Annotated in this window: 13 protein-coding genes; 7 read left to right on the top strand and 6 right to left on the bottom strand. The window is 70.6% G+C overall.

Annotation, left to right across the window (positions count from 1 at the left end):
• Positions 1–2: 2 nt before the first annotated feature.
• The 3 genes from FD678_RS06105 to FD678_RS06095 form a co-directional block, all read right to left on the bottom strand.
• Positions 3–1,211, bottom strand: a complete 1,209-nt coding sequence (locus FD678_RS06105) for a nitrate/nitrite transporter (protein ID WP_140720436.1) — start codon at positions 1,209–1,211, stop codon at positions 3–5.
• A gap of 419 nt (positions 1,212–1,630) precedes the next feature.
• Positions 1,631–2,683 (bottom strand): CmpA/NrtA family ABC transporter substrate-binding protein, encoded by a 1,053-nt coding sequence (locus FD678_RS06100; RefSeq protein WP_140720434.1) that lies wholly within the window; start codon positions 2,681–2,683, stop codon positions 1,631–1,633.
• A gap of 4 nt (positions 2,684–2,687) precedes the next feature.
• A complete protein-coding gene (locus FD678_RS06095; RefSeq protein WP_140720431.1) occupies positions 2,688–3,260 on the bottom strand; it encodes an ANTAR domain-containing response regulator in 573 nt (190 codons plus the stop codon).
• Positions 3,261–3,337: 77 nt separating this feature from the next.
• On the opposite strand from FD678_RS06095, the gene FD678_RS06090 reads away from it, so the two are divergent.
• Positions 3,338–4,333 carry an NAD(P)-dependent oxidoreductase gene (locus FD678_RS06090; protein ID WP_140720429.1) on the top strand — a complete coding sequence of 332 codons (996 nt, stop codon included), beginning with the start codon at positions 3,338–3,340 and terminating at the stop codon, positions 4,331–4,333.
• 41 nt (positions 4,334–4,374) lie between these two features.
• On the opposite strand, the gene FD678_RS06085 is transcribed toward FD678_RS06090, so the two are convergent.
• Positions 4,375–5,244 (bottom strand): DUF72 domain-containing protein, encoded by an 870-nt coding sequence (locus FD678_RS06085; RefSeq protein WP_256661869.1) that lies wholly within the window; start codon positions 5,242–5,244, stop codon positions 4,375–4,377.
• Between the two features lie 94 nt (positions 5,245–5,338).
• Positions 5,339–6,370 carry an RNA polymerase-binding protein DksA gene (gene dksA / locus FD678_RS06080; RefSeq protein ID WP_140720425.1) on the bottom strand — a complete coding sequence of 344 codons (1,032 nt, stop codon included), beginning with the start codon at positions 6,368–6,370 and terminating at the stop codon, positions 5,339–5,341.
• A gap of 224 nt (positions 6,371–6,594) precedes the next feature.
• Here dksA and yidD point away from each other — a divergent pair, with 224 nt between their 5' ends.
• The 6 genes from yidD to eutC all read left to right on the top strand — a co-directional run bounded on the left by yidD (position 6,595) and on the right by eutC (position 13,130).
• Positions 6,595–6,843, top strand: coding sequence for a membrane protein insertion efficiency factor YidD (yidD, locus tag FD678_RS06075; protein ID WP_441346742.1), 249 nt, complete (start codon positions 6,595–6,597; stop codon positions 6,841–6,843).
• Positions 6,840–8,192 (top strand): dihydroorotase, encoded by a 1,353-nt coding sequence (locus FD678_RS06070; protein WP_140720421.1) that lies wholly within the window; start codon positions 6,840–6,842, stop codon positions 8,190–8,192. The genes yidD and FD678_RS06070 overlap by 4 nt, the downstream gene beginning before the upstream one ends.
• Complete coding sequence (locus FD678_RS06065) at positions 8,192–9,040, top strand: M23 family metallopeptidase (RefSeq protein ID WP_140720419.1); 849 nt, start codon at positions 8,192–8,194, stop codon at positions 9,038–9,040. Before FD678_RS06070 ends, FD678_RS06065 begins: the two co-directional genes overlap by 1 nt.
• Before the next feature lie 522 nt (positions 9,041–9,562).
• Positions 9,563–10,927, top strand: coding sequence for an ethanolamine permease (eat, locus tag FD678_RS06060; RefSeq protein WP_140720417.1), 1,365 nt, complete (start codon positions 9,563–9,565; stop codon positions 10,925–10,927).
• Positions 10,924–12,327 (top strand): ethanolamine ammonia-lyase subunit EutB, encoded by a 1,404-nt coding sequence (locus FD678_RS06055; protein ID WP_140720415.1) that lies wholly within the window; start codon positions 10,924–10,926, stop codon positions 12,325–12,327. Before eat ends, FD678_RS06055 begins: the two co-directional genes overlap by 4 nt.
• The gene (eutC, locus tag FD678_RS06050) at positions 12,324–13,130 is read left to right on the top strand and encodes an ethanolamine ammonia-lyase subunit EutC (protein WP_140720413.1); all 807 of its coding nucleotides are present in this window, start codon (positions 12,324–12,326) and stop codon (positions 13,128–13,130) included. Before FD678_RS06055 ends, eutC begins: the two co-directional genes overlap by 4 nt.
• A 166-nt stretch (positions 13,131–13,296) precedes the next feature.
• Here eutC and FD678_RS06045 read toward each other — a convergent pair whose 3' ends face one another.
• Complete coding sequence (locus tag FD678_RS06045) at positions 13,297–13,986, bottom strand: phytoene/squalene synthase family protein (protein WP_140720410.1); 690 nt, start codon at positions 13,984–13,986, stop codon at positions 13,297–13,299.
• Positions 13,987–14,003: the final 17 nt, after the last annotated feature.

Below are 14,003 nucleotides of genomic sequence, written 5' to 3'. Positions count from 1 at the left end.
CCTCAGACCCGCGCCGCGCCGGCGGCGGCCCACTGGCTGCGCCATTCGCGCTTCACCCCGGCCAGCAACGCCCAGCCGCCGAGCGCGAACAGCGCGAACAACCACATGCCGGGCGCATAGCTGCCGGTGTGCTGCTTGAGCACGCCGAGCCCGGCGGCGAGCGCGAAGCCGCCGATGCCGCCGGCCATGCCGATCAGCCCGGTCATCACCCCGATCTCCTGCCCGAAGCGCTGCGGCACCAACTGGAACACCGCGCCGTTGCCGGCCCCCAGGCACAGCAGCGTGAGCACGAACAGCGCGAGGGTGATCCATGCGCCGCCGACGCCGAACCCGGCCAACGCCACCAGCACGGCCACCAGCAGATAGACGCCCAGCAGCGACCGCGTGCCGCCCACGCGGTCGGCGATCACCCCGCCCAGCGGCCGCATCACCGAACCGGCCAGCACGCAGGCGGCGGTGGCCCAGCCGGCATGCTTGGCATCGAAGCCGAACTGGTCGTGGAAGTAGCCCGGCAGCGCACTGGCGAATCCGGCGAAGCCGCCGAAGGTGATCGCATAGAAGAACATGAAGCGCCACGAATCGCGGTTGCCGACCAGCACCCTGCCGTAGTCGGCCCAGTGCTTGCGCGCCACCGGCACCGGCGCGTCCTTCGCCGCCAGCACGAACACCAGCAACGTCAGCGCCAATGGGATGCAGGCCAGTCCGAACACGTCGCGGTAGCCGAACATCGCCGCCAGCACCGGTGCGAACAACGCGGCCAGCACCGTGCCGGAGTTGCCCGCGCCGGCGATGCCCATCGCCGTGCCCTGGTGCTCCGGCGGATACCAGCGCGAGGCCAGCGGCAACGCCACCGCGAACGACGCGCCGGCGATGCCCAGCAGCATGCCCAGCGCCACCACCTGGCCCAGGCTGTGCACGCCGAGCTGCCATGCGCCCAGCAGGCTGGCGATCACCGCCACTTGCGCCAGCACGCCGGCGCGCTTGGCGCCGATGCGGTCGGCCAGCATGCCCAGGAACAGCCGCAGCACCGCGCCGCACAGGATCGGCACGGCGACCATGAAGGCGCGCTGCTGCGTATCCAGCCCCAGCGCCTCCGCGATCGGCACCTGCAGCGGACCGAGCAGGTACCAGACCATGAAGCTCAAGTCGAAGTACAGGAACGACGCGAACAGCGTGGGCGTATGCCCCGATCGCCAGAAAGAGCGATTCATGCATGCATCTCCGGATCAGCGTTGGCGAAAAAAAACGGCGCCCCTCCGGTTCGCACCGGAAGGACGCCGTTGTCCTGGACACCCCGGACCGCCGTTGGCCTGGTGCGTCGAATGGTTTGTATGCGCAGACGCCGTTGCCTGCGCAGGACGTATCAAGCAATCAGCGTGCCAAGTTTTCGCGCCTTGGCGGCAGCGGCTCAATTCGTTGATTCACAAGGCTTTCAAGATGCCTCCCTGAATCGGCCAGCATGTTTCGCCTGCATTCCACGCCCCGTATTCGGGCGTAACGCACCATATTTGTGCGCCGCAGAATGGCAGCCCCGTGTGCTTCCGCCCCCGGCACGCTCGAACTCGTCATTCCCGCGAAAGCGGGAATGACGAATCAAAGTTTTCTGTGAATCGCCTCAAGCCAGACACGATCAACTAGCCCAATCGAACAACCGCACCACCCGCCTTTCCTCATTCGGCACGGCCACCCCCACGCGCTCGGCAGCATGTCGATAGTTTTCCAATCGATGGATATCGCGCAGCAATCCATCTTCGTCCAGCAACGGACCACACCAGCCCCAGCGCCGGAACTGAGCCAGGAACCATTCGCCGTCCGAAAGCCACGGCATGTTCACCCTGCCGCCACGATGGAACGCCAATGCCGCCGGGTCGTCACCGCCCACCAGGCAGGCGGCCAGATGCTCCACCGGCCGGCCGATGACCTCCGCCTCGGAAAGCCACTGTGCGCAACGCACGCGATTGGCCGGATCGGCATCCAGCCAGCGGCAGGCCGCCAGTACACAGGCCGTCAGACGTTCGACCAGCTCCGGCTGCAGCGCGGCGAAATCGCGCCGGCAAGCCAGTACTTTTTCTGGATGCCCCGGCCAGAGTTCGCCGCTGCGGATCACCCGCCGGCCCACGCCCTGCATCTCCGCGACCGCAGCCCACGGCTCGCCCGAGCAATAGCCGTCGATCGCACCCGCCGCCAGCGCTCCAGGCATCTGCGGCGGCGGGATCGTCACCACCTCGACGTCCCGCATCGGCGCCACGCCCGAGGCTGCCATCCAGTAGTACAGCCACAGCGCGTGCGTGCCGGTGGGAAAGGTCTGCGCGAACACCGCCGGCCGGCCCAGGTCCCGCAGCGCCTGCGGCAAGCTACGCCCGGCCGCCAGCGCATCCGCCAGTCCCGAGGACAGCGTGATCGCCTGGCCGTTGTGGTTGAGCGTCATCAGCAGCGCCATCGGCGCACGCGGCCCGGCCACGCCCAGTTCGATGCCGTAGACCAGGCCCGCCAGCGCATGCGCCGCCTCGACCTCGCCGGACAGCAGGCGGTCGCGCACCGCGGCCCAGGAGGCCTGGCGGTGCAGTTGCAGGCGCAGGCCCTGGGCGCGATCCAGGCCGAGCCGGCTGGCCGCCACCAGGGGCGCGCAATCGATCAACGGCATGTAGGCCACGCGCAGCAGGGGCAGATCGGTTTCGCTCATGTCCTCATCCCAACAGGTCGGCCATGGCCACGATGCGGCGCGCCACCTCGGCCAACTTGAGTCCTTGCTTCATCGCCTGCTGGCGCAGCGCCGCGTAGGCGTCGGCCTCGGACAGGCCGCGCTTGTGCATCAGCAAGCCCTTGGCGCGCTCGATCAGCTTGCGGTCCTCCAGCGCCTGCTGCACCTCGTCCAGGCGGCGGCGCATGCCGCTTTCCTGCTCGAAGCGCGCCAGGGCCACCTGCACCACCGGCGCCAGCCGCGCCGGCGACAGGCCGTCGACCACGTAGGCCGTCACGCCGGCGCCGACGGCGGCGCGGATCAGCTGGTCGTTGCCGTCGCCGGAGAACATCACTACCGGACGCGGCGCATGGCTGTGCAGCATCGCCAGTTGCTCCAGGGTGTCGCGCGAAGGGGATTCCACGTCGATCACCACCACGTCCGGCTGGCGCTGCTGCACCGCGTGCAGCAGCGCGGCCGTGGTCGCGACGTCCTCCAACACCTCGTAGCCGGCCCGCTCGAGCGCCTCGCGCAACTGCCCGATCGGCTTTTCGGTATCGTTGACCAGCAGGACACGCATTGGCGAAGGGCGGAGGCGTGGACGTCGCTCGATGGTGCCATGCAACATAGCGTCCGCGCGAGCACCCCGGAGTCCGCATGCCCCTCTTTCCCCTCTTTGCCGACCTGCGCGGCCGCACCGTGCTGGTGATCGGCGGCGGCGAGGTCGCCAGCCGCAAGATCAAGGCGCTGCTGCACGCAGGCGCGCACGTCGTGGTGCATGCCCGCGAGTGGATCCCCGAACTGCAGGACCTGCTCGACCGGCGGCAGTTGCAGCGCCTGGACGGCGAGTTCGATCCGGCCTGGATCGACGCGGCCTGGCTGGTGGTGGCCGCGACCGACGACGCCGCGCTCAACCGCCGGGTGGCCGAGGCCGCGGGCGCGCGCAGGCGCTGGGTCAACGTGGTCGACGACGCCGAGCTGTCCAGCTACCAGGTCCCGGCGATCGTCGACCGCGACCCGATCCTGGTCGCCATCTCCTCCGCGGGCGCCGCGCCGATGCTGGCGCGGCGCCTGCGCGAGCGGCTGGAGACCGAGCTCGACCATTCGCTGGGCGCGCTGGCCGAACTGTTCTCCCGCCATCGCGCGCGCATCCGCGAGCGCCTGCCGGACATGGCGCTGCGCCGGCGCTGGTTCGAGCGGGTGCTCGACGGCGAGGTGCCCGTGCTGTTGCGCAATGGCGACGCCGAGCGGGCGCGGCAAGCCTTCGAGGCCGCCCTGGACGCGGCCGGCGACCTGCCCGTGCGCGGCAGCGCGGCACTCGTGGGGTGCGGCGACGGCGATCCCGGCCTGCTGACCTTGAAGGCGCTGCGCCAGTTGAACCTGGCCGACCTGATCCTGGCCGCTCCCGACGTCGCGCCCGCGATCCTGGACCTGGCGCGGCGCGATGCCGAGGCGCATCGCGTCGCCCCTGACGCGGCGACGCTGCTGCCGCAGGTGCTGGCCTCGGTCGAGGCCGGCCGCAAGGTGGTCTGCCTGCGCGCGGGCGCCGGCTTCGTCGACGAAGCCGGCCGTGGCTTGCTGCTCGCCCTGCAAGAGCGCGGCATCGCCTGCGAACTCGTGCCCGGCGCGGCCGGACCGGCCACGATCGATTGAGACGGCGCCCGGCCTTCGGTCCCTTGCGAAGGCCGGCGCGTTCAGAGCAGGCTCGGCTGCACCGCCGACGAAGGCGCCGTCAGTTCCGCCAACCCCGGCAGGCGCTCGCGCAGGCCCGCGTGGAAACGCAGCGCCTGTTCGGCGGCGCGATGGTTGTCGGGCGTATGCAGGAACACGTACGGGCAACGCCCCTCCTCGATCCAGCCGGCCACCTTGTCCAGCCACGGTTCCAGCCAGGGCTGGTTCGCGTCCAGGTCGGGGCCGCCGATGAAGCGCACCTGCGGCGACGTACCGAAAGCCGCCGCGCGTACCGGCAGCCTCGGCTTGCGGGCCTGCGCATGCGCCACGGCCGGGTCTTCCGGGCTGCACGCGAACAGCGCGCGCGAATCGAAGCAGATGCGTTCCACGCCACGCGCATGCAGCATGCGGTTGAGCGCCCGCTCCTCGTCGCCGCGGGCATAGAACGCGGGATGGCGCACTTCCACCGCGAGCGCATGCGCGGCGAAACGGTCGAGCCAGGCCGCCAGCTCGTCCAGCCGCGCCGGGCCGAACCCGGCCGGCAGCTGCAACCACAACGGCGCCACCCGCGCTCCCAGCGGCGCCAGCAATGCCAGGAACCGCTCCGTCGCCTCGAACCGCTCGCGCAGGTCGCCCTCGTGGCTGACGTCCCGCGGCAGCTTGGCGCAGAAGCGGAAATCCCCCGGCATGGTCGCCGCCCAGCGCTGCACGGTGGCCGCTGCCGGCCTGGCATGGAAGGTGGTGTTGCCTTCCACCGCGTTGAAGGTGCGCACGTAGTGGCCGAGGCTGTCGGCCATCCGCAGGCCGGCCGGGTAGAGGCTGCCGCGCCAGGCCGGCTCGTTCCACGACGGGCAGCCGAGGCGGTAAGGCAGGCGATCGGGGGCGTCGGGCACGGCGAACGATGGGCTGGATCGAGCCTGGATCATCCTGCAACGAAAAAGCCCCGCGCAAGGCGCGGGGCTCGGTTGTACCGCAGCGACGGCGCGATCAGTCGCCCTGCTGCTTCTGCATGTGCTCCCAGCGTTCCTGCGCATCGATGGTGCGCTCGGCGGTCAGGCGCGCTTCCAGGCGCTCCAGGCCGATTTCCTCGCCGGTGTCGACGCAGTAGCCGTAGTCGCCGGCGTCCAGGCGCTTGAGCGTGCTGTCGATCTTGCCGATCAGCTTGCGGTAGCGGTCGCGGGTACGCAGTTCCAGCGAGTTCTCGGTCTCGCGGGTCGCGCGCTCGGCCTCGTCGCCGATGTCGCGCACTTCCTCGCGCAGGTTCTCGATGGTCTGCTTGGACTCCTCGACCAGGTCGGCGCGCCACTGCAGCAGCCGCTGGCGGAAGTACTCCTGCTGCAGCGGGCTCATGTATTCCTCGTCCGGCGCGGGCTTGTAGCCGGCGGGGAGGATCGGACGGCCGGTGGCCTCGTCGATCTTGTACTCGACCACCCTGAACTTGCTGGGCCGGGCCGGGGTATTGGGCTTGGAGGTCACCGCGACGGCGACCTTGCCGACCGGACGGGTCGCGGCGGGCTTGGCGGACGATTCGGTCTTGCTGGGGGTTTTCGCTGAGGATTTCGAAACAGGCACGGGATTCTTGCTTGAGGGGGTTGCAGGCTTGGCGGACGGCTTGGCGGCTTCGACCGCCTTGGGAGCCGGGGCGGGAGCCTTGGCCGGAACGGACTGGACCGGCGCAGGCTTGCTGGCCGGCTTCGGTGCGGGTTTGGCAGCCACCGGCTTGGCGATGGTAGCCGGGGCCGGTGTCGCCTTCTTGACCGCCGGCTTCTTGGCGGCGGGGGCGACCTTGGTCGCGGTCTTCTTTACGGGCTTGGCCGGTGCGGCCGCCGCCTTCTTGGCGGGAGCGGCCTTCTTCGCAGGCGCCTTCTTGGCGGCCGGTTGCTTGGCGGCAGCCGGCTTCTTGGCCGCCTTGGCGACCGGCTTGGAAGCGGACTTCACCGCCGCGACCTTCTTCACAACAGGCTTGGCGGGCTTCTTGGCGGCCTTGGCGGCCTTCTTTGCAGGTGTTTTAGCAGCCACGAAACGCTCTTCCTTGTTTCCCCCGGGGCCCGGGAAAGCGGGACTTTATAGCCCACCGCGAGCAGTGACGGCAACCTCGCATTTAGAGCGTGTTGCGGAATCCCGCGCCGGCCACCGGCGCCGCGGCGGCGGCCGCGCACGCCTGGTCCCGACGCGCCCCGGCCCGCTCGCGCGGGCCCCGGAGTCCATGACGCGCTGCGGGAGTGGCATATCATGGCGCGGTGATCGCTCGCCTGCTCATCGCCCTGCTGCGTTTCTATAAACGCTTCATCAGCCCCCTGCTGGGGCCGCGCTGCCGTTTCGAGCCGAGCTGCTCCCAGTACGCGATGACCGCCATCGGCCTGCACGGGCCGCTGCGCGGCAGCTGGCTCGCCGCACGCCGCCTGGCGCGCTGCCACCCGTTCCACCCGGGCGGCTTCGATCCGGTACCCGAGCATCTTCCCCCTTGCCGCTGCACAGGAAAACACCCATGACCCGCACTCTCATCCTCAATGCCCGGCTGGTCAACGAAGGCCGGCAGTTCGAAGCCGACCTGCGCATCGGCCGGGACGGCCGGATCGAGCGCATCGATTCGCAGATCACGCCCGGCCAGGACGACGTCGTGGTCGACGCCGGCGGGCGCTGGCTGCTGCCCGGCATGATCGACGACCAGGTGCACTTCCGCGAGCCCGGCCTCACCCACAAGGGCGACATCGCGACCGAGTCGGCCGCGGCGGTCGCCGGCGGCCTGACCAGCTTCATGGACATGCCCAACACCAACCCGCCCACGCTCGACGCCGCCGCGCTGCAGGCCAAGTACGACGCCGCGGCCGGCCGCGCCTGGGGCAACTACGGCTTCTACCTGGGCGCCAGCAACGACAACCTGGCGGCGATCCAGGCGCTGGACCCGAAGACCGCGCCCGGCATCAAGGTGTTCATGGGCGCCTCGACCGGCAACATGCTGGTGGACAATCCCGAGACGCTCGACGCGATCTTCCGCGACGCGCCGACGCCGATCATCACCCACTGCGAGGACACGCCGACCATCGACGCCACGCTGGCCGCGTTCAAGCAGAAGCACGGCGACGCGCTGACCCCAGACATGCACCCGGACATCCGCTCGCGCGAGGCCTGCCTGAAATCCTCGCAGCTGGCCACTTCGCTGGCGAAGAAGCATGGCACCCGCCTGCACGTGCTGCACATCTCCACCGCCGACGAACTGGCCCTGTTCGAACGCGGCCCGCTGGTGGACGGCAACGGCAAGCTGCGCAAGCGCATCACCGCCGAGACCTGCATCCATTTCCTGCGCTTCGACCGCGCCGACTACGCGCGCCTGGGCAACCTGATCAAGTGCAACCCGGCGATCAAGGACGCCGCCGACCGCCAAGCGCTGACCGCCGCGCTGGCCGAGGACGTGATCGACGTGCTCGCCACCGACCACGCCCCGCACACCTGGGAAGAGAAGCAGAAGCCCTACGTGCAGGCGCCGTCCGGCCTGCCGCTGGTGCAGTACGCGCTGGTCGCCGCGCTGGAGCTGGTGCACGAGGGCAAGCTCGACATCGCCACGGTAGTGCGCAAGTTCGCGCACGCGCCGGCGCAACTGTTCGACGTGGCCGAGCGCGGCTTCCTGCGCGAGGGCTACTGGGCCGACCTGGTGCTGGTGGAGGACATCCCGTTCACGGTGAAGCGCGAGGACGTGCTGTCCAAGTGCGGCTGGTCGCCGTTCGAGGGCACCACGTTCCGTTCGCGCGTGGCCTCCACCTGGGTCAACGGCCAGCAGGTCTGGAACGGCCGCGAACTGGTCGGCGCGCCGGCCGGGCAGCGCCTGACGTTCGCGCGTTGATGCGCCGCCGGTTCGTGCTGGCCGCGCTGGCGGCCGCGACGCTGGCCGCTCCGCTCGCACCCGCCGCCCATGCGCAGGTGGCGCCGGCCGACGCGCGCGTGGTGTTCCCGGCCAGCGCGTCGCAGGGTGCGCTGGTGATCGGCAAGGTACCGCCCGGCAGCCGGGTCGAATACGCCGGCCGCAGCCTGCGCGTGAGCGGCTATGGCAGCGTCGTGTTCGGCATCGGCCGCAACGAGCAGGGACCGGTGCAGGTGCGCATCGTCCGTCCCGACGGCGGCAGCGAGACCGCCAGCATCGCGGTCGCGCCGCGCGACTGGCCGGTCGAGTACGTCAACGGCGTGCCGCCCAAGACGGTCAATCCGCCGCCGGAGATCGCCGAGCGGATCCGCCGCGAGCAGGCCCAGGTCACCGCGGCGCGCGAGCGCGACGACGCGCGCACCGACTTCGCCCAGCCGTTCATCTGGCCGGTACGGGGCCGGATCAGCGGCCGCTTCGGCAATGCGCGCGTCTACAACGGCCAGGCCGCCGGTTCGGGACACTCGGGCATGGACATCGCGGCGCCGGCCGGCACGCCGGTGAAGGCCCCGGCCGCCGGCGTGGTCACCTTCGCCGCGCCCGACCTCTACCTGACCGGCGGCACGCTGCTGCTCGACCACGGCTTCGGCGTCAGCTCCAACTTCCTGCACCTGTCGCGCATCGACGTGAAGGCCGGCGACCGTGTCGAACAAGGCCAGGTGATCGGCGCGGTCGGCGCGACCGGGCGCGCGACCGGGCCGCATCTGCATTGGGGGATGAATTGGTTCGATGTCCGAATCGACCCTTTGCTGGTGCTGGAACGCACCAAGTAACCGTTCACCATCGCGGCGCGCGGCGGCGCGTTCATCATCCCCATCGCCATACCTCTGCCTGGCGCGGTTCGATGTCCGAATCGACCCTTCGCTGGTGCTGGAACGCACCAAGTAACCGTTCACCATCGCGGCGCGCGGCGGCGCGTTCATCATCCCCATCGCCATACCTCTGCCTGGCGCGGTTCGATGTCCGAATCGACCCTTTGCTGGTGCTGGAACGCACCAAGTAACCGTTCACCATCGCGGCGCGCATTTGTGGGAGCGGCTTCAGCCGCGATGAGGCTTTCTCATTGAACCCCAGCACAGGGATGTGCAGGCTGTTGCAGAGGGAAGCCGCTCCCACAGACTTCCGCCCCCTACCCGCCTCTTCCGGACCTACCCGCCGGCGCCGGCATCCTGCGCCCATAGCGGGCTTATAAGCGAGGGGTTGCCTTCACGCGGCAATGACCAAGTCCGTATCTCGGTGGCGAACCCGCGCCCCGCATCGGAATGCGTCCCCACCGTCCGCCGGAGATCCGCACGATGACCCTCGAAAAGCTCAAGCCCACCCTCGGCACCTGGCAGTTGTGGGGCATCGCCGTCGGCCTGGTGATCTCCGGCGAATACTTCGGCTGGAGCTACGGCTGGGGCACCGCCGGCACGCTGGGCTTCCTGGTCACCGCACTGATGGTGGCGGTGATGTACACCTGCTTCATCTTCAGCTTCACCGAGCTGACTACCGCGATCCCGCACGCCGGCGGGCCGTTCGCCTACAGCCTGCGCGCGTTCGGCAGGACCGGGGGCATGGTCGCCGGCATCGCCACGCTGATCGAGTTCGTGTTCGCCCCGCCGGCGATCGCGATGGCGATCGGCGCCTACCTCAACGTGCAGTTCCCGGGGCTCGACCCGCGCGTGGCCGCGATCGGCGCCTACGCCGTGTTCATGACCCTCAACATCCTCGGCGTGGCGATCGCCGCGACGTTCGAGCTGGTCGTCACCCTGCTGGCGGTGATCGAGCTGCTGGTGTTCATGGGCGTGGTCGCGCCCGGTTTCAGCTTCGCCAACTTCGCCGCCAACGGCTGGGCCGGCAGCGACGCGTTCGGACCGGCGGCGATCGGCGGCATCTTCGCCGCGATCCCGTTCGCGATCTGGTTCTTCCTGGCCATCGAAGGCGCGGCGATGGCCGCCGAGGAGGCCAAGGACCCCAAGCGCACCATCCCGCGCGCCTACATCGCCGGCATCCTGACCCTGGTCGCGCTGGCGATCGGCGTGATGGTGTTCGCCGGCGGCGTCGGCGACTGGCGCCAGTTGTCCAACATCAACGATCCGCTGCCGCAGGCGATGAAGGCCGTGGTCGGCCACGGCTCGGCCTGGCTGCACATGCTGGTGTGGATAGGCCTGTTCGGCCTGGTCGCCAGCTTCCACGGCATCATCCTCGGCTACTCGCGGCAGTTCTTCGCCCTGGCGCGGGCCGGATTCCTGCCGCACGGGCTGGCCAGGCTGTCGCGGTTCCGCACGCCGCACCGGGCGGTCCTGGCCGGAGGCGTGATCGGCATCGCGGCGATCCTCAGCGATGGCGTGGTACAGATCCAGGGCATGTCGCTGACCGCGGCGATGATCACCATGTCGGTGTTCGGGGCGATCGTGATGTACGTGATGAGCATGCTGAGCCTGTTCAAGCTGCGCCGCAGCGAGCCCGGCCTGGAACGCAGCTTCCGCGCGCCCGGCTACCCCGTGGTGCCGGGGATCGCGCTGGCGCTGGCGCTGGTCTGCCTGGCGGCGATGGTCTGGTTCAACCCGCTGGTGGCGGCGATCTTCGCCGGGCTGATGCTGCTGGGCATCGGCTGCTGCGCGATCAGCCTGCGCCAGGACGCGCCGGTCGTCGCCGAGGCCACCGAGCCGGCATGAGTTTCGTCCATGCCGTCGGCGGCGAGCGTTTCGCGTTCGCCGACCTGAAGGACCTGCTGGCCAAGGCCTCGCCGGCGCGCTCCGGCGACGCCCTGGCCGGGGTCGCCGCCGACAGCGCCCGGCAGCGCGTCGCGGCGCAGATGGCGCTGGCCGACCTGCCGCTGCGGCACTTCCTCGACGAGGCGGTGATCCCCTACGAGGACGACGAGGTCACCCGCCTGATCGTCGACGGGCACGACGCGGCGGCATTCGCCCCGGTCGCCCACCTCACCGTGGGCGGCTTGCGCGACTGGTTGCTGGGCGAAGAGGCGGACGAAGCGGCCTTGGCCGCGCTCGCGCCCGGCCTGACCCCGGAAATGGCCGCGGCCGTGTCCAAGCTGATGCGGGTCCAGGACCTGGTGCTGGTCGCGCGGAAGATCCGCGTGCGCACCGCGTTCCGCAACACGCTCGGCCTGCGCGGACGGCTGAGCACGCGCCTGCAGCCCAACCACCCCACCGACGATCCGGCGGGCATCGCCGCCAGCGTGCTGGACGGCCTGCTCTACGGCAACGGCGACGCGGTGATCGGCATCAATCCGGCCAGCGATTCGCTGCCGGCCACCTGCGAACTGCTGCGCCTGCTCGACGGCGTGATCCAGGGCTACGGCATTCCCACCCAGGCCTGCGTGCTGGCGCACGTGACCACCACCATCGAGGCGATCGCGCGCGGCGCGCCGGTCGATCTGGTGTTCCAGTCGATCGCCGGCACCCAGGCCGCCAACGCCAGCTTCGGCATCGACCTGGCGCTGCTGCGGGAAGGCCACGAGGCCGGACTGTCGCAGCGGCGCGGCAGCGTCGGCCAGAACGTCATGTACTTCGAGACCGGCCAGGGCAGCGCGCTGTCGGCCGGCGCGCATTTCGGCGTGGACCAGCAGACCTGCGAGGCGCGCGCCTACGCGGTGGCGCGCCGGTTCGAGCCGCTGCTGGTCAACACCGTGGTCGGCTTCATCGGCCCGGAATACCTGTACGACGGCAAGCAGATCGTCCGCGCCGGGCTGGAGGACCATTTCTGCGGCAAGCTGCTCGGCGTGCCGATGGGCTGCGACATCTGCTACACCAACCATGCCGAGGCCGACCAGGACGACATGGATGTGCTGTTGACCCTGCTCGGCACGGCCGGGATCAACTTCATCATGGGCATCCCCGGCTCCGACGACGTGATGCTCAACTACCAGACCACCTCGTTCCACGATGCGCTGTATGCGCGCCAGGTGCTGGGACTGCGGCCCGCGCCGGAATTCGAGGCGTGGCTGGAGAACCACGGCATACTGCGCCTGCAGGATGGCCGCTTCGAGCTGGGCGGCAGCCTGCCGCCGGCGTTCCGCCAGGCGTTGCAGCGCGGCGAGGACGAGGCCGCATGAACCCGCGCCCCGATCCCTGGACGCGCCTGCGCCGGCTCACTCCCGCCCGGATCGCGCTCGGCCGTGCCGGCACGAGCCTGCCGACCGCCGCGCACCTGGACTTCCAGCTCGCGCATGCGCAGGCGCGCGATGCGGTGCACCTGCCGTTCGACCCGCAACCGCTGTGCGAGGCGCTGCAGGCCCGCGGGCGGCCGTACCTGCGCCTGCACAGCGCGGCGGCGGACCGCCACGCGTACCTGCAGCGTCCCGACCTGGGCCGGCGGCTGGACGCGGCGTCGGTCGAGGAACTGCGCGCCCACGTGGCCCTGCGCGGCGGCGGCGCCGACCTGGCGGTGGTGGTGGCCGACGGGCTGTCCGCGCTGGCCGTGCACCGGCATGCGCCGGCGATGTTGGAACGGATCGAGGCGCTGGCCGCGCGCCGCGGCTGGTCGCTGGCGCCGGTGGCGCTGGTCGCCCAGGGCCGCGTCGCGGTCGGCGACGAGATCGGCGAGCTGCTGGCGGTGCGCGCGACGGTCGTGCTGATCGGCGAGCGCCCCGGCCTGAGTTCGCCCGACAGCCTCGGGCTCTATCTCACCTGGGCACCGCGCGTGGGTTGCAACGATGCGCTGCGCAACTGCATCTCCAACATCCGCGGCGAAGGCCTGGGCCATGCGGAGGCCGCGCACAAGCTCGACTACCTGCTGTGCGAGGCATTCCGGCGCAAGCTGTCCGGCGTGCAACTGAAGGACGAGGCGAGCGCGCCGATGGCGGCGCTGGAAGGCGATGGCGCGCGCGCGGGCAATTTCTTGCTGCCGGATTTCTGATTCCCGAAGATCGCGGTCACCTTCCAGATCGTCATCCCCGCGTAGGCGGGGATCCAGGGACTTTCAACCCGACCGCCATGCCGTCGCGGGAGTCGCTGGATCCCCGCCTGCGCGGGGATGACGTGGATGGATATCCGGATCGTGGAGACGACGGCGGAAACCGCTGCTACGCCCCACCACTGCCTGCACGCCAGCTATGCCACAGCTGCGACAACGGCGGCGCGAACGGCGGCTTGCCATCACGCTCGCGCTGCAGCCGCAGCCGCGCCAGCCGCGACCAGATGCGATGCGGCTGGGCGATGGCGGGCTTGGCCGGCCATGCCTTCAGCAACTGGCCGCGCCATTCGGCCTCGCCGACGCCGGCCGGACGTGCCGCCGGGCCGGCCGCCGCATGGCGCGCCTGCAGCCACTGCACCGCGATCGCGCGCGCGTCGTCGCGCGGCGAGCGGCGCTCGAACAACGCCCGCTCCACCGCGGCCGCGGCCCCGGCGAACGGCAGCAGGAGCTGCACGGCCTGCTCCAGCGAGACCGGTGGCGTGCGCGCCTCCTGCACCGCCGGCAGGGCTTCGGCCAGTTCCGCCCACGGCGCCCGCACCGGCTCGAGCACCCGGCCCAGCGGATGGCGCGAGCGCTGGTTGCTCCAGTCGCGCAGTTCCTGCTGCCACCAGGCCAGCTTGGCGTCGGCCGGCAGCGGATCGCCGGCGATGTTCATGATGTCCTCGAATTCCTGCAGCAGCGCGAACCAGGCCAGCGCCAGCTTGCGCCGGGGCTCGGGCACGAACGGCTCGGCCACTTCCCACTCGGGCCAGCGGCTGCGCCATTTGTCGAGGAAACTGTCGAGTGCGGATTGGCTCATGGCGGGTCCGTAGGCGT

The sequence above is a fragment of the Pseudomonas sp. Hp2 genome (assembly GCF_006386585.1).
Lineage (GTDB): Bacteria > Pseudomonadota > Gammaproteobacteria > Xanthomonadales > Xanthomonadaceae > Pseudomonas_S > Pseudomonas_S boreopolis.
Note: the sequence above shows the minus strand (reverse complement) of the source record. Positions and strands in the feature narration are given on the sequence as shown.